25 protein-coding genes are annotated in these 26982 nt (G+C 66.0%); 3 read left to right on the top strand and 22 right to left on the bottom strand.

Going from position 1 to position 26982, the window contains the following annotated elements; all coding sequences use genetic code 11:
- Positions 1–319: 319 nt before the first annotated feature.
- The 8 genes from A6A05_RS07215 to A6A05_RS22090 all read right to left on the bottom strand — a co-directional run bounded on the left by A6A05_RS07215 (position 320) and on the right by A6A05_RS22090 (position 10671).
- Entirely contained in the window at positions 320–1129 is an 810-nt protein-coding gene (locus A6A05_RS07215) for a CheR family methyltransferase (RefSeq protein WP_068498895.1), read from the bottom strand.
- Positions 1130–1132: 3 nt separating this feature from the next.
- Positions 1133–2281, bottom strand: coding sequence for a protein-glutamate methylesterase/protein-glutamine glutaminase (locus A6A05_RS07210; RefSeq protein ID WP_068498893.1), 1149 nt, complete (start codon positions 2279–2281; stop codon positions 1133–1135).
- A 31-nt stretch (positions 2282–2312) separates the two neighbouring features.
- On the bottom strand, positions 2313–2678 hold the full coding sequence (locus A6A05_RS07205) for a response regulator (RefSeq protein WP_068498891.1): 366 nt from the start codon (positions 2676–2678) through the stop codon (positions 2313–2315).
- Between the two features lie 65 nt (positions 2679–2743).
- Entirely contained in the window at positions 2744–3229 is a 486-nt protein-coding gene (locus A6A05_RS07200; protein ID WP_068498889.1) for a chemotaxis protein CheW, read from the bottom strand.
- Between the two features lie 58 nt (positions 3230–3287).
- The gene (locus tag A6A05_RS07195; RefSeq protein ID WP_068498906.1) at positions 3288–6041 is read right to left on the bottom strand and encodes a hybrid sensor histidine kinase/response regulator; all 2754 of its coding nucleotides are present in this window, start codon (positions 6039–6041) and stop codon (positions 3288–3290) included.
- Positions 6042–6190: 149 nt separating this feature from the next.
- Entirely contained in the window at positions 6191–6808 is a 618-nt protein-coding gene (locus A6A05_RS07190; protein ID WP_068498886.1) for a histidine phosphotransferase family protein, read from the bottom strand.
- A 3-nt stretch (positions 6809–6811) separates the two neighbouring features.
- The gene (asnB, locus tag A6A05_RS07185; RefSeq protein ID WP_068498884.1) at positions 6812–8728 is read right to left on the bottom strand and encodes an asparagine synthase (glutamine-hydrolyzing); all 1917 of its coding nucleotides are present in this window, start codon (positions 8726–8728) and stop codon (positions 6812–6814) included.
- A gap of 59 nt (positions 8729–8787) precedes the next feature.
- Positions 8788–10671: an ATP-binding protein gene (locus tag A6A05_RS22090; protein ID WP_216635770.1), complete on the bottom strand. Its 1884-nt coding sequence runs from the start codon at positions 10669–10671 to the stop codon at positions 8788–8790.
- Positions 10672–10905: 234 nt separating this feature from the next.
- Between A6A05_RS22090 and A6A05_RS07175 the strand changes: the two genes are divergently transcribed.
- On the top strand, positions 10906–12057 hold the full coding sequence (locus A6A05_RS07175) for a PP2C family protein-serine/threonine phosphatase (protein ID WP_068498904.1): 1152 nt from the start codon (positions 10906–10908) through the stop codon (positions 12055–12057).
- A 93-nt stretch (positions 12058–12150) separates the two neighbouring features.
- Here A6A05_RS07175 and A6A05_RS07170 read toward each other — a convergent pair whose 3' ends face one another.
- From A6A05_RS07170 to A6A05_RS07150, 5 genes are read right to left on the bottom strand one after another with little or no spacing between them, the layout of a single operon-like run.
- On the bottom strand, positions 12151–13041 hold the full coding sequence (locus tag A6A05_RS07170) for a lysophospholipid acyltransferase family protein (RefSeq protein ID WP_245644218.1): 891 nt from the start codon (positions 13039–13041) through the stop codon (positions 12151–12153).
- Positions 13038–14012 (bottom strand): tetraacyldisaccharide 4'-kinase, encoded by a 975-nt coding sequence (gene lpxK, locus A6A05_RS07165; RefSeq protein ID WP_068498878.1) that lies wholly within the window; start codon positions 14010–14012, stop codon positions 13038–13040. Before lpxK ends, A6A05_RS07170 begins: the two co-directional genes overlap by 4 nt.
- Positions 13999–15276 carry a 3-deoxy-D-manno-octulosonic acid transferase gene (locus tag A6A05_RS07160; protein WP_068498876.1) on the bottom strand — a complete coding sequence of 426 codons (1278 nt, stop codon included), beginning with the start codon at positions 15274–15276 and terminating at the stop codon, positions 13999–14001. Before A6A05_RS07160 ends, lpxK begins: the two co-directional genes overlap by 14 nt.
- Positions 15273–15980: a lysophospholipid acyltransferase family protein gene (locus tag A6A05_RS07155; RefSeq protein ID WP_068498874.1), complete on the bottom strand. Its 708-nt coding sequence runs from the start codon at positions 15978–15980 to the stop codon at positions 15273–15275. The genes A6A05_RS07160 and A6A05_RS07155 overlap by 4 nt, the downstream gene beginning before the upstream one ends.
- Positions 15981–15992: 12 nt before the next feature.
- Positions 15993–17741 (bottom strand): ABC transporter ATP-binding protein, encoded by a 1749-nt coding sequence (locus A6A05_RS07150; protein ID WP_172822214.1) that lies wholly within the window; start codon positions 17739–17741, stop codon positions 15993–15995.
- Between the two features lie 199 nt (positions 17742–17940).
- On the opposite strand from A6A05_RS07150, the gene A6A05_RS07145 reads away from it, so the two are divergent.
- Together A6A05_RS07145 and A6A05_RS07140 are read left to right on the top strand one after the other, a co-directional pair.
- Positions 17941–18969 (top strand): COX15/CtaA family protein, encoded by a 1029-nt coding sequence (locus A6A05_RS07145; protein ID WP_245644217.1) that lies wholly within the window; start codon positions 17941–17943, stop codon positions 18967–18969.
- Positions 18966–19766 (top strand): M23 family metallopeptidase, encoded by an 801-nt coding sequence (locus tag A6A05_RS07140; protein ID WP_068498871.1) that lies wholly within the window; start codon positions 18966–18968, stop codon positions 19764–19766. Before A6A05_RS07145 ends, A6A05_RS07140 begins: the two co-directional genes overlap by 4 nt.
- 48 nt (positions 19767–19814) lie before the next feature.
- On the opposite strand, the gene A6A05_RS07135 is transcribed toward A6A05_RS07140, so the two are convergent.
- The 9 genes from A6A05_RS07135 to A6A05_RS07095 all read right to left on the bottom strand — a co-directional run bounded on the left by A6A05_RS07135 (position 19815) and on the right by A6A05_RS07095 (position 26907).
- Complete coding sequence (locus A6A05_RS07135; RefSeq protein ID WP_068498869.1) at positions 19815–20201, bottom strand: helix-turn-helix domain-containing protein; 387 nt, start codon at positions 20199–20201, stop codon at positions 19815–19817.
- Positions 20202–20594: 393 nt separating this feature from the next.
- On the bottom strand, positions 20595–21062 hold the full coding sequence (locus A6A05_RS07130) for a hypothetical protein (protein WP_156520944.1): 468 nt from the start codon (positions 21060–21062) through the stop codon (positions 20595–20597).
- 77 nt (positions 21063–21139) lie between these two features.
- Positions 21140–21610: a molybdenum cofactor biosynthesis protein MoaE gene (locus tag A6A05_RS07125; protein WP_068498865.1), complete on the bottom strand. Its 471-nt coding sequence runs from the start codon at positions 21608–21610 to the stop codon at positions 21140–21142.
- Positions 21607–21864: a molybdopterin converting factor subunit 1 gene (moaD, locus tag A6A05_RS07120; RefSeq protein ID WP_068498863.1), complete on the bottom strand. Its 258-nt coding sequence runs from the start codon at positions 21862–21864 to the stop codon at positions 21607–21609. Before moaD ends, A6A05_RS07125 begins: the two co-directional genes overlap by 4 nt.
- Complete coding sequence (gene mobB / locus A6A05_RS07115; RefSeq protein WP_342670018.1) at positions 21861–22361, bottom strand: molybdopterin-guanine dinucleotide biosynthesis protein B; 501 nt, start codon at positions 22359–22361, stop codon at positions 21861–21863. Before mobB ends, moaD begins: the two co-directional genes overlap by 4 nt.
- Positions 22358–22915: a CDP-diacylglycerol--glycerol-3-phosphate 3-phosphatidyltransferase gene (gene pgsA / locus A6A05_RS07110; protein WP_068498859.1), complete on the bottom strand. Its 558-nt coding sequence runs from the start codon at positions 22913–22915 to the stop codon at positions 22358–22360. The genes mobB and pgsA overlap by 4 nt, the downstream gene beginning before the upstream one ends.
- Positions 22916–22945: 30 nt before the next feature.
- Positions 22946–24841, bottom strand: coding sequence for an excinuclease ABC subunit UvrC (gene uvrC, locus A6A05_RS07105; RefSeq protein WP_068498858.1), 1896 nt, complete (start codon positions 24839–24841; stop codon positions 22946–22948).
- Between the two features lie 355 nt (positions 24842–25196).
- Complete coding sequence (locus A6A05_RS07100; protein ID WP_068498855.1) at positions 25197–25970, bottom strand: SDR family oxidoreductase; 774 nt, start codon at positions 25968–25970, stop codon at positions 25197–25199.
- Positions 25971–26007: 37 nt separating this feature from the next.
- Positions 26008–26907: a serine/threonine-protein kinase gene (locus A6A05_RS07095; protein WP_068498853.1), complete on the bottom strand. Its 900-nt coding sequence runs from the start codon at positions 26905–26907 to the stop codon at positions 26008–26010.
- Positions 26908–26982: the final 75 nt, after the last annotated feature.

Raw genomic sequence — 26982 nt, 5'->3', positions numbered from 1 at the left:
TCGCCGACAGCGACAGGGTCAAAAGCCTCTGCTATCAGCCCTGGGTCCAGCAGGTCATTTCGTAGGTTCGCCGGTATAACGCGCTGTTTCCATTCGATTTTTGCGCGGCGCCATATGGATGCCCGTGTCAAGCACGGGCATGACGGAGTGTGGGGCGACGACTCGCGTCCATTCCGGGCTCGAGGCTCTGAAAGGCTCGCGCCACAAGCGCTTGCGGCGGGACGCCAGAATTTAAACCGGACAGCAGTGGGCATGGCAAAAGGGCCGATGGTCGGCTGGCCGAACATTCTACCGGACAGAAACGGGCCTGACCCGGTTATCAGCGGATGACGGCGTAGATTCCGCGCTGCTCGGGCACCGGCTTGAACTTGTCGGAAATGCCCAACACCGTCTCGGCACCGCCCAGATACAGCAGCCCATCGTCGGGCATGACCCGCGAGATGTTTTCCAGCACCCGGGTCTTGGTCGGCTGATCGAAATAGATCAAGACGTTGCGGCAGAACACGACGTCGAACTGGCCCAGCGTCTTCAAATCGTGCAGCAAATTGTATTCGCGGAACTGGACCATGGCACGGATCGAGGAATCGATCTGCCACATCTCGTTCGTCTTCTTGAAGTACTTGACCAGATACTGGATCGGCAGGCCACGCTGCACCTCGAATTGCGAGTAAAGGCCGGCCTTGGCCTTTTCCAGCATCTCGGTCGAAATGTCGGTTCCGACGATTTCGATCTTCCAGCCGGGCATCTTCGGCGCTTCTTCCTTCAGGATCATCGCCAGCGAATAGGCTTCCTGGCCCGATGACGAGGCCGCCGACCACACGCGGAAACTCTTTTTGGTCGCGCGCGAGGCCAACAATTGCGGCAGGACCAGCGCCTTGAACTGGTCAAACGGCTTGATGTCGCGGAAGAAGAACGATTCGTTGGTGGTCATCGCCTCGGTGACCTCGCGCAGGAGGTCCTCGCCCGAGGTCCGCAGGCTCGCCAGCAGGTCGTCCAACCCTTTCAGTCCGCGCTTGCGCGCCACCGGGGTCAGTCGGGATTCCAACAGGTAAGCCTTGTCGCGCGTGATGACCAGACCGGAACGGTCTTTCAGCAACTTGGCAATGAAATCAAAATCCTCGGGCCGCATCCGTCAGCGCCTCGCTGCCAATTTCATCAGCCATGGGGCGATTTCCCCGATCGGCAGAATCGCCGAACAGATTCCAGCTTGCGCCGCCGCCCCCGGCATTCCCCACACCACGGAACTTGGCTCGTCCTGAGCCACCACCGTGCCGCCATTTTGTACAACCACCTGACCCCCCTTGGAGCCGTCGGCTCCCATTCCGGTCAGGATCGCCACCAGCACCCGCTTGCCATAGGCCGCCGAGATGCTGCGCAGCATCGGATCGACCGCAGGCCGGCAGAAATTTTCCGGCGCATCCTTGTTCAGGCGAATGATCTTGTCGGCACCACGGGTCTCGACCACCATGTGGAAGTCGCCCGGAGCGATATAGACCCGTCCGCCCTTGATCACTTCGCCGTCCTGGCCCTCGCGCGCGTCCCAGCCCGACACCCGGCTGATATGCTCGGCCAGGATGGTGGTGAAGGTCGCCGGCATATGCTGGGTGATCAGGATCGGCTGCTTGACGGTTCCGGCCCGCATGGTGCCCAGCAGGTTGAACAGCGCCTGCGGCCCGCCGGTCGACGAGCCGATGGCGATAATATCGGGCGGCTCGGGTGTATGGGTCCGCAAGGTCGGCGGTGTGGCAGGGTGCAGGGCGGAAATCTTCGGCGCGGCGGGCCGCGTCGGCGTCACCGTGCCCGAAGGCGCGCGCAGCTTACGGTTCGGATCGCGTCGCCGCGCATATCCCAGGGCCTTGACCTTGCCCAGCAATTCGGTCTTGAAATCGACGCCGCCGGCCAGATCGCGGGTGGCGGTCGGCTTCGGAATGTAATCAGCCGCCCCCATTTCCAGGGCACGCAGGCTGATGGCCGCCCCCTTCGAGGTCAGCGTCGATTGCATGATCACCCGCACCGCCGGATCGACCTTCAGCAGCTTGGGCAGCGCGGTCATGCCGTCCATGACCGGCATTTCGATATCCAGCAAGATGACGTCGATGTCCTGGCGTTCCAACGCCGACAACGCCATCTGTCCGTTTCCGACCGAAACGACCACAGAGATATCCTGCTCCTCTTCGAGAATCCGAGTGACGAGACCACGCACGACCGCGGAATCGTCAACCAGCATCACCCGAATCCGATCGGCTGCGGTGGAGGCGGAAGAGGGGGTATCGGAAGCCATTAAACGGCGAGCCTTTTGAAAGGAGCAGCGATTACAGAAGGCCAACCTGGGAGAACTTGGCCTGCAGAATCTCGCTGTCGAACGGCTTCATGATGTACTCGTTGGCGCCGGCCGTGATCGCCTCCTGGATGTGCTCGATGTCATTTTCCGTGGTGCAGAAAACAACGACCGGCTTGTCGCCACCCGGCAGCTTGCGCAATTCCCGCAGGAAATCGATGCCGTTCATGACCGGCATATTCCAATCCAGCAGAACTGCGTCCGGCATGGTCGATTGGCAGTAGTTCAAAGCCTGCTGACCGTCTTCCGCTTCCGCGGTGGTGAAGGTCAACTCTTGCAGGATCTTCTTGGCCACCATGCGGATGACCTTCGAATCATCAACGATCAGACAGGACCTCATGCCCTTTCAAGCCTCCCCTAGGGTCGGGTGCGCCCGTGGCACCCGCCTCTTATCATGCGGTGATACTATTCGTCTTTTTTGAAATCCAAAAGCTTGCCGACGTCCAGCACCACCATCAATTTGTCCTCGAGGCGATAAATTCCGGCCGAAAACTCGCGCCACATCGGGTCCAGCGTCGGCGGATTGCGTTCGAACTTGGCGGCGGGCAGGCTCAGGACTTCGCCGACCTGGTCGACCATCAGTGAATAGAGCTCGCCATTCTGATCGACGACCACGCTCATGCCCTTGTTGTCCTCGGCGGCGTTGCGCAGGCCCAGACGCAGGCGCACATCGACGGCGGTGACGATGCGGCCACGCAGGTTCAGGCTGCCGGCCACCTCGCGCGGCGCCAACGGGATGCGGGTGATCTTCTGCGGTCCCAGCACGTCCTGGACGGTCAGCACCTGGATGCCGAACATCTGGCCGTCGATGAACATGGTGACGTAGTCCTGGGTCTCCGGCGCGGCCAACTCGGTGCCGGGACGCTTGCCGGCGGGTACGATCTGGTTCACTGCGTGACCCCCCTGTTCAGATGGATGTCGGTTGCTGCTGCGTGGTTGTTTCGAGTGGTCATGCGGCACCCTTCAGCGCGGCAAGCGTCGAAGCGATGGTGTTCAACAGCGAGTCGCGGTCGAACTTGGCGACGTAATCGTTGAAGCCGACCTGGCGGCCACGCTCGAAATCCTTTTCGGTGGCATGGCTCGACAGGGCGACCATCGGCAGGGTCTGCCAGCGGCCCTCGGCGCGCACCGCCTGGGCGAACTCGAACCCGCTCATCCCCGGCATCTCGATGTCGCTGATGATCATGTCGAAGTCGTGCCCCTGCTCGCGCAGAGCCAGGGCGCGATCCGGCCCCTCGACCGCGACCACGTCATAGCCGGCGACCGACAACAGCGGCGTCAGCAGGTTGCGGAAGAACGGGCTGTCATCGACCAGCAGGATGCGCGGCGCGGCATGCTCGTCGGTGCCGTATTCCTTGTCGGCGCGGCCGAACCAATCGCCGAAGGCCTGCGGCAGGTAATAGCCGGCATCGATGATGGTGGTGGCCTTGCCGGCGATGACGGCGGTGCCGATGACGCCGGGATTGCTGGCCGACAGTTCGACCTTCAGGCGATCCTCGACGATATCGACGATTTCCTCGACGACCAGACCCATGGTGTGGTCGCGATCCGAGAACACCAGCACCGGCTGGCGGCCCTCGGAACGGAAATCGGTGGCGCCGTCGATGGACACCAGCGGCATGAGGTGACCGCGATACTGCACCATCGGCTTGCCGTGGCTGTATTCGACGTCCTTGACGTCGATTTCTTCCAGACGGGCGACCAGGGCCAGCGGAACCGCCTTGAGGTCCTCGCTGCCGGCGCGGAACACCAGGAGGCTGGTCTTCGAGTCGCCGTGCAGGTCGCGCACCACCTGGCCTTCGGTCGACTGACCGCCGCCCAGCATGCTCGATTCACCGGTGGCGCCGGCGATGCCGTTGGGATCCAGGATCATGATCACCGAACCGTCGCCCAGGATGGTGTTGCCCGAGAACATCGAGATGTGGCGCAGGATCGGCGCCACCGGCTTGACCACGATTTCTTCGGTGTCGAACACGCGATCGACGATGATGCCGAAGGTGTAGGTGCCGACCTGGGTGACGACGATGAAGGTTTCCTGGTCCTCGCCGTTATTGAGGCGCAGCAGCTTCTTCAGGCTGACCAGCGGCAGCAGGCGGTCGCGCAGGCGCAGCACCGGGGCGTTGTTGATGTTCTCGATGCCGTGCTCGGAATTGTTGGTGACACGCACCAGCTCCAGTACGCTGATCTGCGGAATGGCGAAGCGTTCGCCGGCGCATTCGACGATCAGCGCCGACACGATGGCCAGGGTCAGCGGGATCTTGATGACGAAGCTGGACCCCTTGCCCGGCTGGCTTTTCAACTCGACGGTGCCGCCGATCTTTTCGATGTTGGTGCGCACCACGTCCATGCCGACGCCGCGGCCGGACACGCTGGTGACCTTCTCGGCGGTCGAGAAACCGGCCTTGAAGATGAACTGGTAGATATGCTGCGGGTTCATCGTCTCAAGTTCGGACTCGCTGGCGAGCCCGCTGGAGATGGCCTTCTGCTTGATGCGGTCGAGGTTGAGGCCACGCCCGTCGTCGGAAATCTCGATGATGATGTGACCGCCCTCGTGGTAGGCGTTCAGCACCACCTTGCCGATTTCCGGCTTGCCGGCCCGCTTGCGTTCTTCCGGGCCTTCCAGACCGTGGTCGGCCGAGTTGCGGACCATGTGGGTCAGCGGGTCCTTGATGAGCTCCAGGACCTGCCGGTCCAGCTCGGTCTCGGCGCCCAGCATCTGCAGGTCGACCTTCTTGTTCATTTCGACCGACAGATCGCGAACGATACGCGGCAGCTTGGCCCAGGCATTGCCGATCGGCTGCATGCGCGTCTTCATCACCCCTTCCTGCAGGTCGGTGGTGATGTGCGAGAGGCGCTGCAACGGCGCGGTGAATTCGGAATCGTCGCGCCCGCGCACCATCTGCAGCAGCTGGTTGCGGGTCAGCACCAGTTCCGACACCAGGGTCATCAGGTTTTCGAGAAGCTCGACATTGACGCGGATGGTCTGGGCGGCGACAGCCGATTCCTTGGGCTCGCCGGCCGCGTTGGTCAATTGCTCGGTCTGCTTGGTGACGGCCGGCGGCGAGGCGGCCGGAACCGGAACGGAAGGCGCCGCCTCGGGCTCGGGCTCGGGCTCGGGCGCGGCTGCCGCGGCGGCTTCCTTGGCTGCCGCGGCGGCTTCCTTGGCGGCGGCGGCGGCTTCCTTGGCGCGCTCCTTGGCCATCTCGGCCAGCACATCGGTGTCCGAGGCGGCCTTCTTGCCGGCGGCGTAGGCGGCCTCGACTTCGGCCAGCAGGTCGGCCGCGACCGGGAAGGATTGCTCGGCGGCGGGGGCAGCGACCGACGGGGTCTTGCCCTCGGCCATGTCGTTCAGCTTGGCGATCAGATCCTTGTCTTCGCCTTCCGGCTCGCACTCGTTCTGTTCGAGATGGCCCAGGATCAGCTTGATGCGGTCGATCGCCTGCAAGATCAGGGTCACCGCCGTCGGCGTCACTTCAAGTTCGCCGTCGCGGAACTTGCCCAGAACGTTTTCCGACGCATGGGCGACATGTTCCAGCCGAGGCAGACCAAGGAAGCCGCAGGTGCCCTTGATGGTATGCACCAACCGGAAGATGTTCTGCAGAATGCTCGGTTCCGGGTTCTGTTCCAGCTTCACCAGCTCGACGTCGAGAACGGAAAGGCTTTCCGAGGTCTCGGTCAAAAATTCGCTGAGGAGATCATCCATCTTCCGCTCCAGCTCCACGCCATCGAACCCACTGCCACGACGGGACAAATTCCCACCGTCCCCCAAATTTCTGGGGCGGCATTTCGAGTAATATCACGGCCGCGAGGGCTTTAGAAGAACCCTTGCCCCCAAAAAGTATTGGACACGAATCATTTGGAGGGCGCAACCGAGAAGCCAAGACCGCCGGGGAATAATTCGGCTTTCACCGCCAAGGTCATTTGATCCGCCAACAGTTGAGCGAGATAGGCCTGCGCCCCGCGCGGCGAGGTCGGAAAGGCCCCGTCGTCAAGAATCGACCGGGCCTCGTCGGGCAGCGAGACAGGATCGCCCCACGCGGTGACACGCGGCCGGCCGGCACTGATCTCCACGGCGATGCGGCCGCCGCGCGGCAGGCTATCCTTGGCCAGCAGAACCAGATTGAGCAGCAGGCGCGCCGCCCCCCCGTCGATCGAGCCGTTCTCGCCGGTCCATTCCAGTCCCACCCCGGCCACCGCCGAGCTTTGGGTGTCGAGATAGGCCCGCACCTGGTCGCGCGTCGCCGCCACCGACACCAACCCGCCGACCGCCGGCCCCAGGGCCGAGCGGAAGAACTTCAGCCGCGCGGCGCCCGCCCCGGCACTGGCCGAAACCAGCGCCAAGGTCTCGGCATCGATGTCGCCCGCCATCTCGGCGATCAACTCGGCCCCGGCCGCCGCCGCCCCCACCGGCCCGGCCATGTCGTGACACAGCCTGGCACACAGCAATTCCGCCAAAACCAGCGAATCCATCCCCTACCCCCGGCTCTCGAACCACGCTTGGAACATCAGGGCGTGCCACAGTTCCGTCTGCCAATTCTTGGCGCCTAAGCGGTGGTCGCGCCAGCAGGCCGACACCATCGGGGCATTCAGCAGCCCCTGCGCCCGGAGCCGCCCCTCGTCCAGCAGATCGTCGGCCCAGCCCTTCAAACGCCCGGTCAGCCAACGCCCGATCGGCACCTCGAACCCCATCTTGGGACGATCGACCAAGGCGCGCGGCACATAGCCGTACAACACGTCGCGCAACACCGCCTTGCCGATGTCGCCATCGATCTTGAGGCCCAAAGGCAGGCTCCAGGCAAATTCGACGATGGCATGGTCGAGGAACGGCAGACGCGCCTCGAGCGAATAGGCCATGGTGGCGCGATCGGTCTTGACGCACAGATCGTCGGGCAGATAGGTGCGGGCATCCATCACCATCACCGCCAGCGACGGATCGGCCAGCATGGCGGCAGGCCCGTCGTCGAAGGCCGTCATCGCCCGGCCAGCACCCAGCACCGGGGCCGGCATGCCGCGCCAGCGGGCGTAATGCTGGCCGTGCAACTGGGCCAACGAGCCGGTCCGCACCTGTTCGAACGCCTTCTTGACGCGAAAGCCCGGATAGGACCGCCGCTTGCGCCCGACCAGATGGCCCAGACCGGCCGCGGCGTTCAGCATGGCCGACGGCATCAGGTCCAGCCCGCCGGCCAGTCGGCGCAGCCAGGCCGGAATGGCCTCCAGCCGGCGCCAGTCGGCGGGCAACGAGCGATAGATGCCGTAGCCGCCGAACAATTCGTCGGCGCCGTCGCCCGACAACGCCACGGTGACGTCTTGACGCGTCGCCCGCGCCAGCAGACAGGTCGGCAGTTGGGCCGGGTCGGCGAACGGCTCGTCCCAGATCGACGGCAGGTCGGGGACCAGGGCCAGGGCGTCGTCGTCGGTGATCGGCACCTCGGTATGAACGCACCCCAGATGGTCCGCCACCGCCCGGGCGTGCGGGCTTTCGTCATAGCCCTTGTCGGCGAAGGCGATGGTGAAGGTGTGAACCGGCCGGGGCGACATATCCTGCATGATGGCGGCGGTGACCGAACTGTCGATGCCCCCCGACAGGAACACGCCGACCGGCACGTCGGCCTGCATGCGCAAGGACACCGAGGCCCGCAGCAACTGGTTCAGCCGCTCGGCCGCAGCGGCACGGCCGCCGCCGAAACTTCCCGCCACCGCCCGGGCCCGCTCGGCGGCCGACCAATAGGTCTGGCTGGCGACCTTGCCGCCACGCACCGACAAGATGGTGCCCGGCAACAGCTTGCGGGCGGCGCGGTAGATGGTATGCGGCGCGGCGATCCAGCCAAATTTCAGGAACAAGGCCAGGGCGTCGCGGTCGATGGAATCGTCGAAGGCCGGGTGGCGGACCAGCGCCTTCAATTCCGAGCCGAAACTGAACACCCCGCCGCATTCGGCCCAATAAAGCGGCTTCTCGCCGATCCGGTCGCGGGCCAGGTACAACACCCGCTCGACCCGGTCCCACAGCGCGATGGCGAACATGCCGTCGCACTGGGCCAAGGCACGGTCCAGGCCCCAGCGGCTGATCGCTTCCAGCAGCACCTCGGTATCGGAATGGCCCAGCCAGTCGCTGCGCTCCAGGCGTCCGCGCAGGTCGGCATGGTTGTAGATCTCGCCGTTGAAAGCGATGGCCCAGCGGCCATCCTTGGACAGCATCGGCTGGTGCCCGTGGGGGCTGAGGTCCAGAATGGCCAGGCGCCGAAAGCCCAGCGCGATCCCGGCACGATCGTCGATCCACACGCCGCTGTCGTCCGGCCCGCGGTGGACCAAGGTGCCGGCCATGGCCGCGACGGTCGCCGCCCGGTCGGGCGTCTGGCTCGTCAGGTCAAGAAATCCGGCAAAGCCGCACATTCTTCCGCTCCGGTCGATACACGATTCGACACAATCAGTAGCCCGGAATGGGGGCGCTGTCACGCAGCCGATGCGGCCGAAGGCTGGGCCTCGGGAACGGTGAAATGGAAGGTGGTGCCTTGGCCCAGGCCCGCCGATTCCATCCAGATATTGCCGCCCATCTGGTCGACCAAACGACGGCACAGGGCCAGGCCAACCCCGGTTCCTTCATAAGCATCTGCGGGAACCAGCCGCTGGAAGACCTTGAACAGGCGCTCGCCGCCATCCTCGATGCCGATTCCGTCGTCGGCCACCGCGATGCACCACCCGGCCTGATGGCGCTCGGCGCGGACCTGGATGTTCGGGGTCCTCCCCTTCTGGCGATATTTGATGGCGTTGCCGATCAGGTTCAGCAGCACCCGCTCGAAGGCGTCGCGGGGCACCAGCAGGCGCGGCCAGGTGCCGGTGACCGATATCTTCGCCCCACACTCGGCAATCGCCGGTCCCAGGAACCGCAGAACCTGATCCAGCGAATCCTTGGATTCGATCCATTCACTGGCCTGCGCCTGATGGCCGACGCGGGAATATTCCAACAGCGACAGGATCATCCGATCCATTCGCTTGGCCCCCTCGACGGCGAAGCCGACGAACGACCGGGCCTCGTCGTCCAGCCGGTCGCCCAATTGCCGGCCCAGCAGGGTGACGAAGTTGCTGACCATGCGCAAAGGCTGGCGCAGATCGTGCGAGATGGCATAGGCGAACTGTTCCAGCTCGGCGTTCGACGCCGCCAGTTCCTCGGTCCGTTCACGCACCCGGTCGGCCAGCATCGCCCGCTCGGCCGCCAACTCGGCCATCGCCCGCGCGCGAAGGCGGAGCGCCCGGGTCAGAAACGCCGACAGGATCGACAGCGCCAGGATGAACGACGCCACGACGGCGATATGCCAGCGGTACTGCTGCAACACACTAGGCTGACGGTTCAAGATCACCGCTTCGGGATTTTGCACCAGGTCGCCCAGCCCCCAGCGTTCGACCTGGCGCCAGTCATAGGAAAAGCGCTGGGCCGGCTTTTGCCCGGCCGGATGATCGGAAGCGGCGATGGCCGCAGCGATGTTCTCCGCCAGGACTTCGACGCTGAGGACATGGCCGCCGACGACACCGCTTCCCATCAGCGATTCCCACGGCGAGAACACCGGCACCGAACTTTTCTCGGCCAGCCTGCGAGCCAATTCGAACGGAGTCTGGCTGGCACCGTTCTCATCGACGAACCGCAGCAGATAGAAAATCAAGGTGCCCTTCGGCAACCTCGCCGCCTGCTCGAGGACCTGGCCGAACGGCAGGTCGGTCCATTCCTCGACCTCGACCCTGGGGGCCACCTCTTTCATGCCCTGACGGAACCATTGCAAGCGGGGGGTGCCGATCGGATTGGACTCGCCGACCGCCACCACCTTGGTTGCCTGGGTCAGGCGCAAAGCCTCGGCCAACGAGGCTGCGAAGTCGGCGGGAAAACCGTGCCCGGTGGCGTCCAGCAGGTTCAGCCGCCCCATCGCCGCCGGCGGCACCTCGGCCAGATGCAGGGCGGAATCGGCGAAAAGGGGGCGAAGCGTCGATACCAGCGCCGCCGCCGGCTCGGCCCAGGCGACCACCGCGTCGAAGCGAATTCCTTGATATTTACGCTCGATCATTTGCGCCAGCGCCGGCTGGGATTGACCGAGCGGCAGACGCGGACTGTCAAGAAACTCAAAGAATACCCGGTTCTTGCCGGCACGGTAGGACAGCCCCTTGTCCAGCCCGCGCTCGAAGGCGGCTTGGGCCGGCAAATCCTTGCCGAACGAGGAAATCACCAGCACCGTCCGCTCGAACGGGTCGGCCGCGGCGGGCCAAGCCCGCGCCAAAGACACGGCCAGAACCAGCACCAGCGCCGCCGCCCGCGCCAGTCCCCTCGCCCACCCTGCTGAACCCGGCATCGCCTGCTCCGCCTTGGCCTTTCCCGCCGACCGGCCCACACCGATCCTATCCCGATCAATATAGCCACGATCCGACGAAGGAATAGAGGCCATTTCCGCCGTTCGCCCCCCCCGAACCGTCCTGGTGAACGGGGGCGAGCGGCGACATTCCAACCGTTTTGGTCATGAGCCTTGTCACGCAACCGGCGGCAGGGCACCATCGCGCCAGACCGCGTCCGATCCATGGAACCCACGATGCCGCCGCCCCAAGGCCAACAGGAATTCTCGGACTGCACCGCCCTGGTGGTGGACGACACCCCGATCAATCGGGAGCTGATGTTCGTCTTGCTGGAAACCCAGGGGATCGGCCGCATCGACACCGCCGCCGACGGCGTGGAAGCACTGGACCGGGTGGCTCGGCAGATGCCCGACATCGTCTTGCTGGACATCATGATGCCGCGCATGGACGGGCTGGAGTTCCTGACCCGCTTCCGCGCCAATCCCGACTGGGCCGACATTCCGGTCCTCGTCACCACTGCCTTAAACGATTCCGACGACCGGGCGCGGGCCTTCGATCGCGGCGCCACCGACTATGTCGCCAAGCCCATCGACCGCCGCGAACTGACCGCCCGGGTCGGCGTGCATCTGCGCAACCGTCTCATGATGCAGAGCCTGAAGACCTATCGCGACCGCCTGCAGCAAGATCTCGCCATCGCCACCGCGATGCAGGCCGCCCTGCTGCCGTCGGCAGACCAGTTGGAATCGTGCGCGCGCCGCTATGGTCGCCACCTTGCCGCCGTAACCCGCCCATCCTCGGAGGTCAGCGGCGATCTGTGGGGCTGGTTCCCGCTGGATTCCCAACGGTTTGCCGTGTGGTTGGCCGACTTTTCCGGCCACGGCGTCGCCGCGGCCATCAATACCTTCCGCTTGCACGTCATCTTGGGCAGCGGCCCCGGCGCCGATCCGGCGGCGCTGCTGACCCGGCTGAACGAATCGCTGGTCGATGTCCTGCCGCGCGGCCAGTTCGCCACCATGCTGTACGCGGTGTGCGATACCGTGGCCGAAACATTGGTCTTCAGTTCGGCCGGGGCCACCGCGCCGATCGTGATCGCCCCCGACGGGCGCGCCCGCTTGCACCCGGCCTCGTCGCTGCCTCTGGGGGTGCGCCGGGCCACCGTTTACGGCAATGTCGAACTGGCCTTTCCGAAGGGCGCCGCCCTGATGCTGTACAGCGACGGACTAAGCGAGGCCGCCGACCCCACCGGCAAGCATCTGGGTGAAGAGGCCGTGATGGAACTGGCCGCCGAATTGAAGACGGCCGGCGATGTCACGGGGCTTTTGCCGGATATGGCACAGCGCGGCGTCACCTTCGCCGACGACGTTTCCGTCCTGTGGCTGGGCGGCTGAGCCGCCTTTTCTATTCTCGCCCCTCTGCCTTAGCGCGAACCTCCGGTTCGCTTGGCCGCGGCCTATGGGCGCCGCATACCAAATCCGAATGGGTCATTCGGATTTCGTATGATCAGGCCAGCGCTTGTGCAGCCAAAGCCACCGTCCGGGATCGGCGCGGACCCAATCCTCGATGATGGCGTTGATGCGCGTCATGATGTCCAAGGTGTCGGCATGGGCGTCGCCACTGTCCGGCAGGTCCATCGGCGGCAGCACGATCAGGCGGAAATGGGCGCCCCGCAGGCGCTCGACCTTGGTTGGCACCACCGGGCATTTGAACTTCAGCGCGAAACGAGCCACCGCCGAGGCGGTCATGGCGTCGCGCCCGAAGAACGGCACCTTGATGCCGTCATTCATTTTCTGATCGACCAGCATGGCGATATGGCCGCCACCTTTCAGCACCGTCATGATCTCGCGCGCGCCGTCCGACCCCTTCTGGATCTGGCCGGCCTGCGACGACACGGTGCGTCCCTTGCGATAGATGTCTTCCACCCACGGATTGTTGGCGGCACGATAGACCAGGGTCAGCGGCAAGCCTTGCAGGCCGGCCGCGCCGGTCCCCAGTTCCCAATTACCGAAATGGGCCGAAAAGAACAGACCGGGCAGGCCATCGTCGCGCATCGCGTGGATGTTCTCGATTCCGACGATTTCCAGACGGTTGGCGATCAGGTAGTCGATGTGGGGGAACTCTGCGGCAACCCGCCCCAGATTGTCCCATACCCGCACCAAAGTCGCCTCGATGGCGGCCCGGTCCCAATCGGGGAAGGCCTGGGCCAGGTTGCGTCGGGCGACATTGGACACCTTCAGGCGCGGGCCGATCCAGCGCCCGACGGCACCGCCGACCGCCGAGGCGGCATCGACCGGCAGCAGGCCGAACAGGGCGAAGACGAAACGGACCAGCAGCGCCTCGGCCCGCTGACGGGCGGTTTTCGACAACAACCTCACGATTGATGATCCAGCACGGGAGCCAACAGACGATCCAACGCCCCGGTATCGTACCAGACCAGCCGCACCGTCAACACCGTCAGCAATGCGCGCAGATCTTCCGGCACCCGCACCGCATCCTTGGCGGTGGTGACGGCCAAGGCGTCCGCGGCCCGCGCGGCCTCCAACAATTCCTCGATGTCGGCACGGCTATAGGGGTGGTGGTCGGGGAAGGAATGGGCGGCGACGATCCGACCGCCGCATCCTTCGACGGTGTCGAAGAACTTGTCGGGGCGGCCGATACCGGCAAAGGCGACCAGGTCGCGGCCCTGCAGCAGCGCCGCCTCGGGGCCGGGCACCAGCCGGGCCCGCAGCAACGGTTTATCACCCACCAGGCTGGCAGCGCCGGTGCGGTCGTCGCCGACCATCACCACGGCGTCGGCGCGGGCCAGGCCGGTGGCGATCGGCTCGCGGCAGGGACCGGCCGGGATCACCCGGCGATTGCCGAAGCCGTAGCCGCCATCGATCACCACCAAGGACAGGTCCTTGACCAGAGTGCCATTCTGGAAACCGTCATCCATCACCAGAAGGTCGGCCCCCATGTCGGCGGCGGCGGCGGCGCCGTCGGGCCGCCACCGGGCCACCCAGGTGGGCGCCACCGTCGATAGCAGCAGCGCCTCGTCGCCGACGCGGGTGGCGTCGTGTCGGGTCGGGTCGACGGCGCGCGGGCCGGCCTCGGTGCCGCCATAGCCGCGGGTCAGGATATGGGGCTGGCGCCCGCGCGCCTTCAGCCGCTCGACCAGGGCGGCGACCACCGGGGTCTTGCCGGCCCCGCCGGCGACGATGTTGCCGACGCAGATCACCGGCATCTTGGCCCGCACCGGCTGGGCGCCGACCAACTTCTGAGCGCCGCCCCAGGCATAAAGAGCCGATAGCGGCGACAACAGTCGGGCCAACGTCCCGTCATGGTGCCAGAAATCAGGGGCGCGCATCGCTGCCCTCCACTGCCGCGATGAACGGCGCCAGGGCGCCCATCACCTGATCCAGGGCACCGGCCTCGGCCTCGGCCCAGGCCAGGGCGCGGGCGCCCATGGCCCGCGCGACCGCCGGGTCGGCCAGCAAGCGGCCGACCGCTTCGGCCAACTGGTCCTGGTCGGCGACCTGACAGGCCGCGTCGGCGGCCAGCATGGCCGGGGCCATGTCGGGAAAATTGCTCATGCGCGGGCCGAACAGCACCGCCGCCCCCAGCCGGGCCGGCTCGAACGGATTCTGGCCGCCCTCGACGGTCAGGCTCTTGCCCATGAACACCACCGGAGCCAGGCGGTAGAACAGCCCCAACTCGCCCATGGTGTCGGCGACCAGGATCGCCCGGTCGGGCGCCTCGCCGGCCGAGCGCAACGACACCTGCAATCCCAGCGCTTTGACCTCGCCCAGGACCTCGGGGCCGCGCTCGGGGTGGCGCGGCACGATGATGGTCAACAGGCCGGGCAGCCGTTCGGCCAGCGTTCGATGGACACGGGCGGCGACGGCCTCCTCGCCCGGATGGGTCGACGAGGCCAGCCACACCGGCCGGTCGCCGATCTGTTCCTTCAAGGCGGCCAGTTCGGCGGGCTCGCACGGCAAGGGCGGCACGGCCAGCTTCAGGTTGCCCAGGCAGCGGGCGTCCTGCGCACCCAGTTGAACCAGGCGTTCGACGTCGGCCGGGGTCTGGCCCAGGCACAGGGTGAAATCGGCCAGCACCCGGGCGATGAAGCCCGGCGCGCGGCTCCAGCCGGCGAAGGACCGTGCCGACATCCGGCCCTGGACCAGGATCAGCGGCACGTGACGCTTGCCGATCTCGGCCAGCAGGTTCGGCCAGAAATCGGATTCGGCCCACAGCACCAAGCCGGGGCGCCAATGGTCGAGGAAGCGGCGGACCCAGGCCGGGCGATCGACCGGAACGAACTGGTGAACGGCGCCGGCGGGCAGCCGCTCGGCCATCAGGCGGGCCGAGGTGACGGTGCCGGTGGTGACCAGGACCCTGAGGCGGCCGCCGTCCAAAAGCCGCTCGATCAGCGGCAGCAAGGACAGCGATTCCCCGACCGAGGCGGCATGCAGCCACACCAACGGCCCGTCAGGCCGGGCCAGCGAGGCCAAGCCCCTGCGTTCGCCGGCCCGCGCCGGGTCTTCCTTACCCTTCAACATGCGGCGTTTCAAGAAGACGTCGATCAGCGGGCCGCCGGCGATCGACAAGGCGCGATAAAGGGCGTGGATCATGGCGCCGTCCCCGGCAGCGGATCGGCGGGAGCCACCGTTTCGACGCCGGCCAATTGGTCGGCCTCGTCGGTCACCGCAATCATCCGTTCCTCCAGCAGCAGCCGACATTCCTCGATATCGGAATCGGCACTGACATGCATCGGCTCGCCCCACACGAAGACACCGCCGGAAAACGGCCACGGAATCAGAAAGCGGTCCCACGACCGCAACAGCCGCCGCCGCCTTGCCGAATAGGCGACCGGAATGATCGGACAACCCGACAGCCGGGCGATGTTGATGAAGCCGGCGCTGGCCCGCATGCGCGGCCCCTTGGGGCCATCGGGGGTGATGCCGATGCATTCGCCGCCCTTCAGCATCTTCAACAAGCCGCGCAAGGCGTTGCCGCCGCCGCGCGTGGTCGAGCCGGCCACGGTCTTGATGCCGAAATGGGCGACGGTGCGGGCGATCAGCAGGCCGTCGCGGTGCTGGCTGATCAGCATGCTGATGGGGACACCGGGCCGCCAGCACTTCATCATCATCAGGATGCGGCCGTGCCAGAAGGACAGGATGAACGGCTTGCCCTGGTCCCAGAACGAGGCGGGGATGTCGCCGCGAACCACCTGCCACGATCCCGTAGCATAGAGCAGACGGATGTAAAGCGAGACCAGCCAGCACAGTGTCCCGCGCAAGGTTTCGCTTTTCCCGATCTGCTTGGCCAGCCCCATCGCCGTCGCTCCCTAGGGCGTCCCGCCGCTATTTTCCTCGGCGAACTGCAGGGCATAGAGCCGGGCATACAGGCCGCCCTGGGCCAGCAGCGCGTTGTGGTCGCCGCTTTCCACCACCCGGCCGCGATCCATCACATGGATGATGTCGGCATTGACCACCGTCGACAGCCGGTGGGCGATGACGATGGTGGTGCGCCCCTTCATCAGATGCTCCAGCGCCACCTGGACCTGGCGTTCGGATTCGGTGTCGAGCGCGCTGGTCGCCTCGTCCAGCAGCAGGATCGGCGCGTTCTTCAGCATGGCGCGCGCGATGGCCAGACGCTGGCGCTGGCCGCCCGACAGATTCAGCCCGCGCTCGCCGACCACGGTGTCGTAGCCGTCGGGCAGGGACAGGATGAAATCGTGGGCGGCCGCCGCCTTGGCCGCCGCCTCGATCTCCTCGTCGGTGGCGCCGAAGCGGCCATAGGCGATGTTGGCGCGGATCGAATCGTCGAACAGCACGATGTCCTGGCTGACCAGGGCGATCTTGGCCCTGAGCGAATCCATGCCGACCATGCGGATGTCCTGGCCATCGACCAGGATGCGACCGTCGGTGACGTCGTGGAAGCGCGGCAACAGGTTCAAGATGGTGGTCTTGCCGGCGCCCGACGGCCCGACCAGGGCCACCGTCTTGCCGCCCGGCACCTCAAGATCGACGCCGTCCAACGCCGACTTGGCACCGTCATAGGTGAAGAACACGCCTTCCAGCCGGACATTGCCCTCACGCACCACCAGATCGGTCGCATCCGGGCGGTCCTTGATGGCCGGCTCGGTGTCGATGATCTCGAAGCAGCGCGCGGCGGCGGCCAGGCCTTCCTGCAGGTTGGTGTTCAAGGAAGCCAGCGCCTTCAACGGCTTATAGGCCAGCATCAAGGCGGTGATGAACGAGAAGAAGGCGCCGGCGCGGTTGGGGTCGGCGTCGGCCAGGGCGATGACCTGGGTGCCGCCATAGACGATCACGACGGTAATGGCGATACCGCCCAGCATCTCCATGATCGGCGACGAGGCCGAGCGCACGCGGGCGGCACGATAGGTCAGCTCGTGCAGCGTCTCGACCAGATCGTGGACCTTGCGCTTCTCGTACTCCTCCATCCCATAGGCCTTGACCACGCGGATGCCCTGGATGGCCTGGTTCAGATAGGTCGACAGCAGGCCGTATTGTTCCTGGGTGTTGGCGGTGACCTTGCGCATGCGCTTGCCCAACCGCGAGATCGGCAGGATCGCCAGCGGGAAGACGAAGAAGGTCAGGGATGACAGCACCCAGTCCTGGTAGAACATCAACCCGACCAGGAACAACACGCTGGACGCATCCTTGCCGGCGCCGGTCAGGGCGTTCGACACGGCAAAGCGCATCGCCACCACGTCGTTGGTCATCCGGCTCATCAGCTTGCCGGTCTGGTTGATGCCGAAGAAGGCGACGTCCAGCGCCATCAGGCGCGAGAACAGCCGGTGTTGCATGTCCGAGATGACCCGCAGGCCGACCCGGGACAGCAGCACCGCCTCGCCATAATCGGCCAGGGCCTTGGCGGCGAAGGTGGTGATGATGGTGATGGCCAGGGGCCACAGATATTCGGCTTTGCGGGCGACGAAGATCTTGTTGATGATCGGGTCCATCAACCAGGCGTACATCGCGGTCGAGCCGGCCGACACCGCCATGCAGGCGATGGCGGCGATCACCATCCCCAGATAGGGGCGCATGCCTTCCTTCAGCAGGCGGCGCATCAGCGCAACCGTCGAATGATCCAGCGAAATCTTCTGTTTGCTCAAAGGTTTGCCCACGGTCTGGCGGTTTGGGCCGGGACCATAGCATGTGCGGATGTCCGGGCCAATGGCTTGCAAGGGTGCCACCCTCTTCCAATATCCCTGCTTATCCCCACGCCACGAGGGTCCTTTGCATATCGCCCGTTGTGCCCCCGCCTCCTTGACCGCTCGTTCGCGCCCCGCCGATCCGGTGACGACGTGGCTGGTGGTCTGCGCGGCAATAGTGGCGGTGATGGTGGCGCTGGGCGGGTGGACCCGGCTGACCGGCTCGGGCCTGTCGATGGTGGAATGGAACCCGCACCACCTGCTGCCGCCCCTGTCGGCCGCCGAGTGGGAAGAGGCCTTCGCCCTGTATCGCGCCTCGCCGCAATTCCGTTTGGTCAACGCCACCATGGATCTGGCCGGCTTTCAGGGCATCTTCTGGCTGGAATATGTCCACCGCCTGTGGGGCCGGCTGATCGGCCTGGCCTTCGCGGTTCCGCTGGCCTGGTTCGCCTGGCGAGGCCTGCTGCCGGCGCCATTGACCCGCCGCCTGGCGCTGCTGTTGCTGCTGGGGGCGGCGCAAGGGGCCTTGGGCTGGTACATGGTGGCCAGCGGCCTGATCGACCGGCCCGAGGTCAGCCCGGCCCGGCTGGCCGCCCATCTGCTGCTGGCCCTGGCCCTGTTCGCCGCCCTGGTGTGGACCGTTCTGGACCGTCTGCCGGTGACGGCGGGCGGACCGGACCGCCGCACCGCCCGGCGCCTGGTGGGCGCCCTGACCATCCTGGCCGTCATCGTCGTCGGGTGGGGTGCGCTGGTGGCGGGCCTGAAGGCCGGGTTGGTTCATCCGACCTTCCCGCTGATGGATGGCGGACTGTTTCCGGCCGACGGGCTGGTGCTGGCCCCCGCCTGGGTCAACGCTGTCGAAAACCCGGCCGCCGTTCAATATGTCCACCGGGTGCTGGCGCTCACCTTGTTGGCCTGCCTGAGCCTGGCGGCGGCCTGGGCCCATCTGGCGCGGCTAAGCCCCGCCGCCCGCCGCCCGCTGATCGCCGCCGCCGCCTGGGCCTGGGTCCAGGCCGGCCTGGGGATTTCGACGCTGCTGTCGGGGGTGGCGATTTGGCTGGCGGCGCTGCATCAAACCGGCGCCCTTGTCCTGATCGGTCTGCTAACATGGTCGCTCCATCACCTGTCGGGCGAGCGTGAATGAAAGCGGTGATTTTGGCGGCGGCCCTGGCCGTTTCCCTGCCGGCGGCGGCGGCCGAGCTGAGCGGCCGCCTGGAACAAGGCGGCCTGGTGGTGGGTGTGACCCGTCCGGGCACCAAGGTCACCCTTGACGGCCGTCCGGTCCCGGTCGATGCCGCCGGCCACTTCTTGTTGGGATTTGGCCGCGACGCCGCCCCCCAGGCGATCCTGGCCGAGGACGGGCGGACGCAAACCCTGTCCATCGCCAGACGCGACTGGCCGGTCCAGCGCATCGACGGATTGCCGCCGGCCAAGGTCAGTCCCGATCCGGCACAACTGGCCCGAATCAAGGCGGAAAACCAATTGATCGCCGACCGGCGCGCCATCATCGGGCCGCAGCCCGACTATCTGGCCGGCGCGGTGCCCCCGGCCGAGGGCATCGTCTCGGGCGTGTTCGGCAGCCAACGCATTCTGAACGGCGAGCCCCGCTCACCCCATTCCGGCACCGACATCGCCGCCGGCATCGGCGCGCCGGTGCGCGCCATCGCCGCGGGCCAGGTGTCGCTGGTCCATCCCGACATGTTCTTCACCGGCCAGACTGTGATGATCGACCACGGGTTGGGGCTGCAAAGCGTCTACGCCCACCTGTCGCGGGTGGACGTGACGGAAGACCAGAAGATCGGGAAAGGGCAGCCCATCGGCGCCGTCGGCGCCTCGGGCCGGGCCACCGGACCGCACCTGCATTGGGGCGCGTCGTGGCTGGATGTCCGCCTGGACCCGGAAACGGTCCAGGCGGTCCTGGGAAGGAATTGGTCCCCGTGAAAAAGTCCCTCGGCTTCGCCTCGGTGTACTTTTACACGAACGACGAAACTAGGCCTCGGCGGCCAGGGCGCGGGCCATCTGCGACAGCGCTTCCTGATGCTTCTCGTTCTGGATGGCGGTGAAATTGCGGGCCAGTTCCAGGCACATGCGCTGGCGCGCCGACAATTCCGGGCTGCGCTGGCTTTCCAGCCCCTCGAAGAAATAGCCGACGGGAACGCCCAGAACCAAGGCGATCTCGTGCAGACGACCCGCCGAGATGCGGTTGATGCCCCGCTCGTACTTGTGGGCCTGCTGGTAGGTGACGCCGATCAAGTCCGCCATTTGCTGCTGGGACAAACCCAACATGATCCTGCGCTCGCGGATACGCGCCCCGACATGGCGATCTGTATCGTTGGCACGATTGGCGGGCCGAGCAGGATTCGAATTTGATGTCATCGTCTTGGCACTCGGTTTTACTGAGATTGAATGGTCGTCGCGAACGTTAAACGTTGTATACGGGGTGACTGCGCAGCCCTTGTCCATAGTCCGGAACTGTTGCCGCAGCAACCACTTAATTAGTCCGCAGAATGAACACAGGCCCTTTTGTCATAAGCGGATAAATAAAGGGCACGCGATCGTTCATGTATATTTCATCGGACAGCACGCAACCAGAGCGCTATCACGAGCGCTATGCTGCGGCGAACCGACCGCAGCGCGTTCATTACATGAGGACATATGAGCGCCTAGGCCTGGCATTACCACTGTGGATATCCGAAAGAGGTAGGCGCAAGGCAGCAAATCCCGGCCCTCGGCCGAAGGCAAGAATAACTCTAAGAAACAGCCTAGGGATTAGACGCTGAGATCGAGGACCCGTCCCGACGACAGGGTCGGCAGCGACGGCGTCATCACTTCGGGGGCGATCGCCGCCGTGTTCGGCTTCGCCCGCCCGGTGGCGACATCATAGGCACGCTGGCCGGCCAGCCGGGACGAGGCCAAGGCGCCCTCGCTCTCGCCCCTTTGGCCCAGGACCTTGGCGACGAAGGCGGTCAGCGCCCCGATCAGCCCGCCCTGTTCGCGCGATCCCTGCCGGGCGGTGACGCCACCCTGGTCGGCGGGCAGGTCGTCATTGGCCGCCGGTTGACCTGAGGCCGGGCGGATGGTCTGCGGATCGGTCTGGGCGGCGCGCCCGCCCACTTCGAAACGGGGACGGGCCGGGTCGGCGGGACGAATGGGCGACGCCTCGGGGGCAAGCGCCGCCGTGCGCGCGAATGCATTCGCTGCTCGTAATGCCGCCGAAGAGGTATCAATTTCGCGCAAGGCGCCCGTCCCAAGCGAAAGGCCCGATCGCCCATGCTACGCCCGCGAACCGACGGGATTCAACAAGACTCTGATATCTAGGTCTTTTTTGCCCAGCGCTCGGCGGCCAGATCGTCGGATTCCTTGGCCTCGACCCACAAATCGCCGCCTTCGGCATGTTCCAGCTTCCAGAACGGCGCCTTGGTCTTCAGCCAGTCGATCAGGAAGTGGCAGGCCTCGAAGGCCGCCTCGCGGTGGGCCGAGGCCGCCGCCACCAGCACGATGCGGTCTCCGGCTTCCAGACGACCGAAACGGTGAATGATCAACACCTCTTCCAGCGGCCAGCGGGCGCGGGCCTGGGCCTCTATGGCGGCCAATTGCTTCTCGGTCATGCCGGGATAATGTTCCAGGGTCATGGCCGTGACCGGGGGCGCCCCGTCGGGCACCGCCCCCAGGAAGTCGCGGACCAGCCCCAGAAACATGCAGATGCCGCCGACCTTGTGGTTACCGGCGGCGAAGCCGGCCAGCTCGGCGCCGGGATCGAAATCCTCGGCCTGGACGCGGATCACCGCCCGCCCCCGGTGACCGGCGGGAAGAAGGCCACCTCGTCATTGGGCCCGACCGGATGATCCAACCCGACATGGTCCTGGTTGACCGCGACGCGGATCAGGCGCAGGTCGGACAAGGCATCGGCATGGCCGGGCGAGCGGCCCTTCAGCCATTCCACCAGATCGGCGATTGTGGCGATGGCGGCCGGCGGCGAGACCTCTTCCTCGGCCGTTCCGGTCTTGGCTTTCAGCCAGGCGAAATACAGGATCTTCATGGCAGGCCAACCTGTTTCAACAGGAAGTCGGCAATGGCGGCCACGTCGTCAAGGTCCAGACGCGGACGATCCAGGCCTTCGGGATGATCGGGGCTGGCCAGCGCCACCACCAGCGGGTCGTCGGGATAAAGCGGCGGCTTGCCGACGGCTTCGCGCCACACCTCGATGCGCGGATGCGGCCAGCGGCGGAACCCTTCGACCAGGATCAGATCGACCGGGCTCATCCGCGCCAGCAGCTCGGCCTCGGTGAATTCCGGCTGGTCGCGATATTCGTGCATCAGGGCCCAGCGTCGGCCGGACGCCACCATCACCTCGCCGGCGCCGGCGGCGCGGTGTTCGTACGAATCCTTGCCCGGCTTGTCGGCGTCGAAACCGGCATTGGCCTGCTTGATGGTCGAGACCGAAATGCCGCGCGCGGTCAGCAGCGGGATCAGCTTGACCATCAGCGTGGTCTTGCCGCTACCCGAATGCCCCGAAAAGCCGAACAGGCGCATCATTGTTCCTTCAGGTGGCGCAGGCCGGATTGCAGGTAGTCCCAGCCGGTGACCAAGGTCAGCACGGCGGCGACCCACAGGGCCGCTTCGCCGATTTCACGCACCGCCAGCCCATCCGGCCCGGAATCGCCGACCAGCAGCAAGGCCAGCGCCACCATCTGGAAGCCGGTCTTCCATTTGGCCAGGCGGGTCACCGGCATGCCGACCCGCACCTCGGCCAGGAATTCGCGCAGGCCCGACACCAGAATCTCGCGCAGCAAGATCACCAGGGCCGGCAACAGGCTGATCGGACCGACCCGGTCGAAGGCCACCAGCATGAACAAGACGGCGGCCACCAGCAGCTTGTCGGCGATGGGGTCGAGAAAACGACCGAAGGCCGAGACCTGGTTCCACTGTCGTGCCAGCCAGCCATCGAACCAGTCGGTGACGGCGGCGGCGACGAACAGGCCGCAGGCGACCCAACGGGCCCAGTCGCCCTCGACATAGAAGGCGGCCACCACCATCGGGATGACGACGATCCGTGACAAGGTCAGCAGGTTGGGCAGGCTGGTCAGCATCGAATACCGCGAAGGAAAGGGCCGGGCATCTTAGCCGTGCGGATGAAAATGGTCATAGATTTTTTTGGCGATCGCCTGCGAGATGCCGGGCACCGCCGAAAGATCGGCCAGCCCGGCGGCGGCAACCTCGCGGGCCGAGCCGAAATGGTGCAGCAGCGCCTTCTTGCGCTTGGCGCCGATTCCCGCGACCTCGTCCAAGGGCGAGGTCTGCAGGCCCTTGGCCCGGCGCGCCCGGTGGGTGCCGATGGCGAAACGGTGCGCTTCGTCGCGCAGGCGCTGCAGGAAGTAAAGCACCGGGTCGCGGGGCGGCAGCATGAAGGGCGTCCGCCCTTCCATGAAGAACTGCTCGCGCCCGGCATTGCGGTCGGGGCCCTTGGCGATGGCCACCAGGGCCACGTCGTCCAGGCCAAGCTCGGCGAACACCTCGACCGCCACCGTCAATTGGCCCTGGCCGCCGTCGATCAGCACCAGATCGGGCCACAATCCCTTGTCGCGGTCCGGGTCCTCCTTGCGGGCCCGCTGGAACCGCCGGGTCAGCACTTCCCGCATCATGGCGTAATCGTCGCCGGGGGTCAGTTCGGTCGAGCGGATGTTGAAGGTGCGATAGGCCGCCTTCATCAGGCCGTCGGGACCGGCCACGATCATCGCGCCCACCGCGTTGGTGCCCTGGATGTGGCTGTTGTCGTAGACCTCGATGCGCGCGGGCGGCCCGTCCAGGCCGAACAACTCGGCGACGCCGTCCAGCAGCTTGGCCTGGGCCGAGGATTCCGCCAGCCGCCGCCCCAGGGCTTCGCGGGCATTGTCGGCGACATGATCGACCAGCCGGCGCTTGTCGCCGCGCTGGGGCCACGACACCACCACCTTGCGCCCGGCCTTGGCCGACAACGCGCTGGCGACGATGGCCTGCTCGGCCGGTTCGATATTGGTCAGCACCTCGGCCGGCGGCCGCTTGTCGGCGTAGAACTGGCCCAGGAAGGCGGCCATCACCTCGCCCGGCTCCTGGTCTTGGGCATGCTGGGGAAAATAGGCGCGGTTGCCGTAATTGCAGCCGCTCCTGAAGAAGAACACCTGCACGCAGGTCAGGCCGCCGCCCTGGAACATCGCCACCACGTCGGCCTCGACCACGCCAGCGGCGTGGATGTCCTGGTGGGCCTGGATGCGGGTCAGCGCCCGGATGCGGTCGCGAAAGACCGCCGCCTCTTCGTATTCCATCATGGCGCTGGCCGCTTCCATCCGCGCGACCAGGTCCTGCTGGACGGCCTGGCTTTGCCCCGACAGGAAGGCCCGGGCTTCGGCCACCAAACCGTCATAGGTGTCCTTGTCGATGCGATCGGCGCAAGGTGCCGCGCAGCGCTTGATCTGGAACAGCAGGCACGGCCGGGTACGGGTGGCGAACACCTGGTCGGAACAGGACCGCAGCAGAAAGGCCCGCTGCAGGGCGGCCAAGGTCTGATTGACCGCGCCGGCCGAGGCGAACGGGCCGAAATACTCGCCCTTGCGACTGTGGGCGCCGCGATGCTTGACGATCTGCGGCCAGTCATGATCGGCGGTGATCAGGATCTCGGGGAAGGATTTGTCGTCCTTCAAAAGGATGTTGTAGCGCGGCCCCAGCGTCTTGATCAGGCTGCTTTCCAGCAGCAGCGCTTCCACCTCGGTATGGGTGGTGATCACCTCCATCGCCACGGTTTCGGCGATCATGCGCTGGATGCGCAGGGTCTGGCGCTCGGGCCGGGTATAGGCCACCACCCGCTTCTTCAGGTTCTTGGCCTTGCCGACGTAAAGCGGCTCGCCCTTGGCGTTGAGCATGCGGTACACCCCCGGCGACGACGGCATCGTCTCGAGGTTGCGGGCGATGACCGCCACGCCCTGGGCCAGCGGCCCGTCGGGCAAGGGGGATTCAATGGGGGGGATGATCGGTTCGCTCATGGTGTTTCATAGGTGAAACTGCTTAATACCGCAGAAACATTGCGATTCGCCGTGCTGTGCGTTGGTGTGAAAACTCTATCCACGATTCCTGTGGATAAGTCTGTTGGCAAAACGGGGTGGAGGCAGGCCGGCCCCAGGACTCCTCTCAATGCCACCAAACTGCCCATTTTATGGGCATCCGGACAGGATTGTTATTTTTCAATTAGTTAGGTCAAGTCAAGGGTAAAAATTCGGTAAACTGACTGGAATATCTCTGGACACCCCCCTACCGACCCGCTACAGGCCCCCGCCCACCCCGTCTGTGCAAAACTTCCGCACATCCCGCCGTCTAAAGGCAAAATTCCAGCATATTCATTTACTCATCCAGCCCGGACGGCCCCGCCGCCCACTGAAGATGCTGGCCGCCATCCAGGGCCAGCATCTGGCCGGTGAACGAGGGCGACGACAAGATGAAGCGCAAGGCGTGCACGATCTCGGCCGGGCTGGTCCCTTTCCCCAAAGGCGTGCTGGCACATTGGGCGGCGAATTGCTCGGGGCTTTGGCGGACCGAGGCCAAGGCCGGACCCGGACCGATCCCGGCGACCCGGATGCGTGGGGCCAGGGCCAGGGCCAGGGTCTGGGTCAGGGTCCACAAGCCGGCCTTGCTGACGGTGTAGGTGACGAAATGCGGCGTCAGGTTCCACACCCGCTGGTCAAGCAGGTTGACGATCACCCCTTCGGCCTCGGCGGGCAGGGCGGCGGCGAAGGCTTGCGACAGCACGAACGGCGCGCGCAGGTTGACCTCGAGATGCAGATCCCAGCTAGCCCGGGTGGCGTCGTGGACCTCGTCGCGCTCGAAGGTCGAGGCGTTGTTGACCAACAGCCCCAGCGGTCCCAATGCCGCGACGGCGCGGCCGACCAGGGGGGCGACCTCGGCCTCGATCGCCAGGTCGGCCTTGAGCGGCACCGCTCGCCCGCCCCGGGCAGCGATCTCGGCCGCCAGGGCGCCGACCTCGTCGGCCGAGCGGGAATAGTGCAAGGCGACGGCGAAGCCGGCCTGGGCCAGGTCAAGGGCGATGGCTCGGCCGATGCGCCGCCCGGCGCCGGTCACCAGGGCGCTACGGGGGATCCGAGGGGAAATCTGGTTCATCGGCCAAGGATGGCCGAGCCCACCCGCCGACGCAAGATCAGCTTGCCGTCGGCGCCTTCTTGGGGATGGCCATGGATTTGCGCAGCGGCACCACCGACACCTTCGGCTTGGTGACCGCCTCGGTCGGAACCTTGGCCAGTTCCTGCAGGAAGACACCGGCATGGGCCGGGCGCCTGGCCTGGTCGGGATCGGTGGCATGGGCCACCAGATCGACCAGCACCTGCGGATGCTTGGCCGGCAATTCCACCGAGCCGTCGGCCAACACCGGAAGGGCGCCGGTCAGCAGGCGGTAAGTCAGCACACCCAGCGAGAACACGTCGGCCTGGGGGCCGACCGCGGTGGCGGCCTCGCGTTGTTCCGGCGCGCAATAATCGGTCCCGCCGATCCAGTGGTCGGGCATCGGCGCGTTGCGTTCCGGCAGCTTGATGGTGCTGAAATCGGCGATGCGGATCTGACCGTTCTCGCGCGCGGTCAGCAACAGATTGGACGGCTGGATCGACCGGTGCACCATGCCGCGCCGGTGGATCGCCATCAGGCCGGCCGAGGCCTGGCGCAGCACCGCCAAGGCGCGGACCAGCGCCAGCCGGCGCGGCACGTCTTGTTCGGCCGCACCCTCGACCATGGAATCCTTGCCGATCTCGAAGGTCAGGCCGGCCGGCATGTAGGGCATGACGAAGAACGGCCGACCGTCGGCCAGAACCTCCATCGCCTTGACCGAGATGATGTGCGGGTGGTCGAACGCCGCCAGCGAGCGCGCCTCCGCCTGGAAGCGGGCCAGCAATTGCGGCGCGCTCATAGCGCCTTCCTCGGCGGCACGCGGATTGAAAAGCTTCACCGCCACCGGTATCTGCAAATCCGGGTCGTGGCAGAAGAACACCTTGGCATAACCGGTCGATACGGCCGCCTTATGCACCACGTATTTGCCAATACGCTCCATGTTTCCCCGACCCCCACTGGCGGATGCTTTTGCTCCGGCTCTTTTAACGCCGGAAATCTTAACATCGTGTACCAT

The sequence above is a fragment of the Magnetospirillum moscoviense genome (genome assembly GCF_001650635.1).
Taxonomy (GTDB): domain Bacteria; phylum Pseudomonadota; class Alphaproteobacteria; order Rhodospirillales; family Magnetospirillaceae; genus Magnetospirillum; species Magnetospirillum moscoviense.
This window is presented reverse-complemented; position numbering and strand designations above follow the sequence as displayed.

Bases quoted from the DNA above. Each gene is read 5' to 3' on its own strand.
- A6A05_RS07215 (WP_068498895.1), bottom strand. From the start codon at position 1,129: ATGCGGCCCGAGGATTTTGATTTCATTGCCAAGTTGCTGAAAGACCGT.
- A6A05_RS07210 (WP_068498893.1), bottom strand. From the start codon at position 2,281: ATGGCTTCCGATACCCCCTCTTCCGCCTCCACCGCAGCCGATCGGATT.
- A6A05_RS07205 (WP_068498891.1), bottom strand. From the start codon at position 2,678: ATGAGGTCCTGTCTGATCGTTGATGATTCGAAGGTCATCCGCATGGTG.
- A6A05_RS07195 (WP_068498906.1), bottom strand. From the start codon at position 6,041: ATGGATGATCTCCTCAGCGAATTTTTGACCGAGACCTCGGAAAGCCTT.
- A6A05_RS07190 (WP_068498886.1), bottom strand. From the start codon at position 6,808: ATGGATTCGCTGGTTTTGGCGGAATTGCTGTGTGCCAGGCTGTGTCAC.
- asnB (WP_068498884.1), bottom strand. From the start codon at position 8,728: ATGTGCGGCTTTGCCGGATTTCTTGACCTGACGAGCCAGACGCCCGAC.
- A6A05_RS22090 (WP_216635770.1), bottom strand. From the start codon at position 10,671: ATGCCGGGTTCAGCAGGGTGGGCGAGGGGACTGGCGCGGGCGGCGGCG.
- A6A05_RS07175 (WP_068498904.1), top strand. From the start codon at position 10,906: ATGCCGCCGCCCCAAGGCCAACAGGAATTCTCGGACTGCACCGCCCTG.
- lpxK (WP_068498878.1), bottom strand. From the start codon at position 14,012: ATGCGCGCCCCTGATTTCTGGCACCATGACGGGACGTTGGCCCGACTG.
- A6A05_RS07160 (WP_068498876.1), bottom strand. From the start codon at position 15,276: ATGATCCACGCCCTTTATCGCGCCTTGTCGATCGCCGGCGGCCCGCTG.
- A6A05_RS07155 (WP_068498874.1), bottom strand. From the start codon at position 15,980: ATGGGGCTGGCCAAGCAGATCGGGAAAAGCGAAACCTTGCGCGGGACA.
- A6A05_RS07150 (WP_172822214.1), bottom strand. From the start codon at position 17,741: ATGCGCCGCCTGCTGAAGGAAGGCATGCGCCCCTATCTGGGGATGGTG.
- A6A05_RS07140 (WP_068498871.1), top strand. From the start codon at position 18,966: ATGAAAGCGGTGATTTTGGCGGCGGCCCTGGCCGTTTCCCTGCCGGCG.
- A6A05_RS07135 (WP_068498869.1), bottom strand. From the start codon at position 20,201: ATGACATCAAATTCGAATCCTGCTCGGCCCGCCAATCGTGCCAACGAT.
- moaD (WP_068498863.1), bottom strand. From the start codon at position 21,864: ATGAAGATCCTGTATTTCGCCTGGCTGAAAGCCAAGACCGGAACGGCC.
- mobB (WP_342670018.1), bottom strand. From the start codon at position 22,361: ATGATGCGCCTGTTCGGCTTTTCGGGGCATTCGGGTAGCGGCAAGACC.
- pgsA (WP_068498859.1), bottom strand. From the start codon at position 22,915: ATGCTGACCAGCCTGCCCAACCTGCTGACCTTGTCACGGATCGTCGTC.
- uvrC (WP_068498858.1), bottom strand. From the start codon at position 24,841: ATGAGCGAACCGATCATCCCCCCCATTGAATCCCCCTTGCCCGACGGG.
- A6A05_RS07100 (WP_068498855.1), bottom strand. From the start codon at position 25,970: ATGAACCAGATTTCCCCTCGGATCCCCCGTAGCGCCCTGGTGACCGGC.
- A6A05_RS07095 (WP_068498853.1), bottom strand. From the start codon at position 26,907: ATGGAGCGTATTGGCAAATACGTGGTGCATAAGGCGGCCGTATCGACC.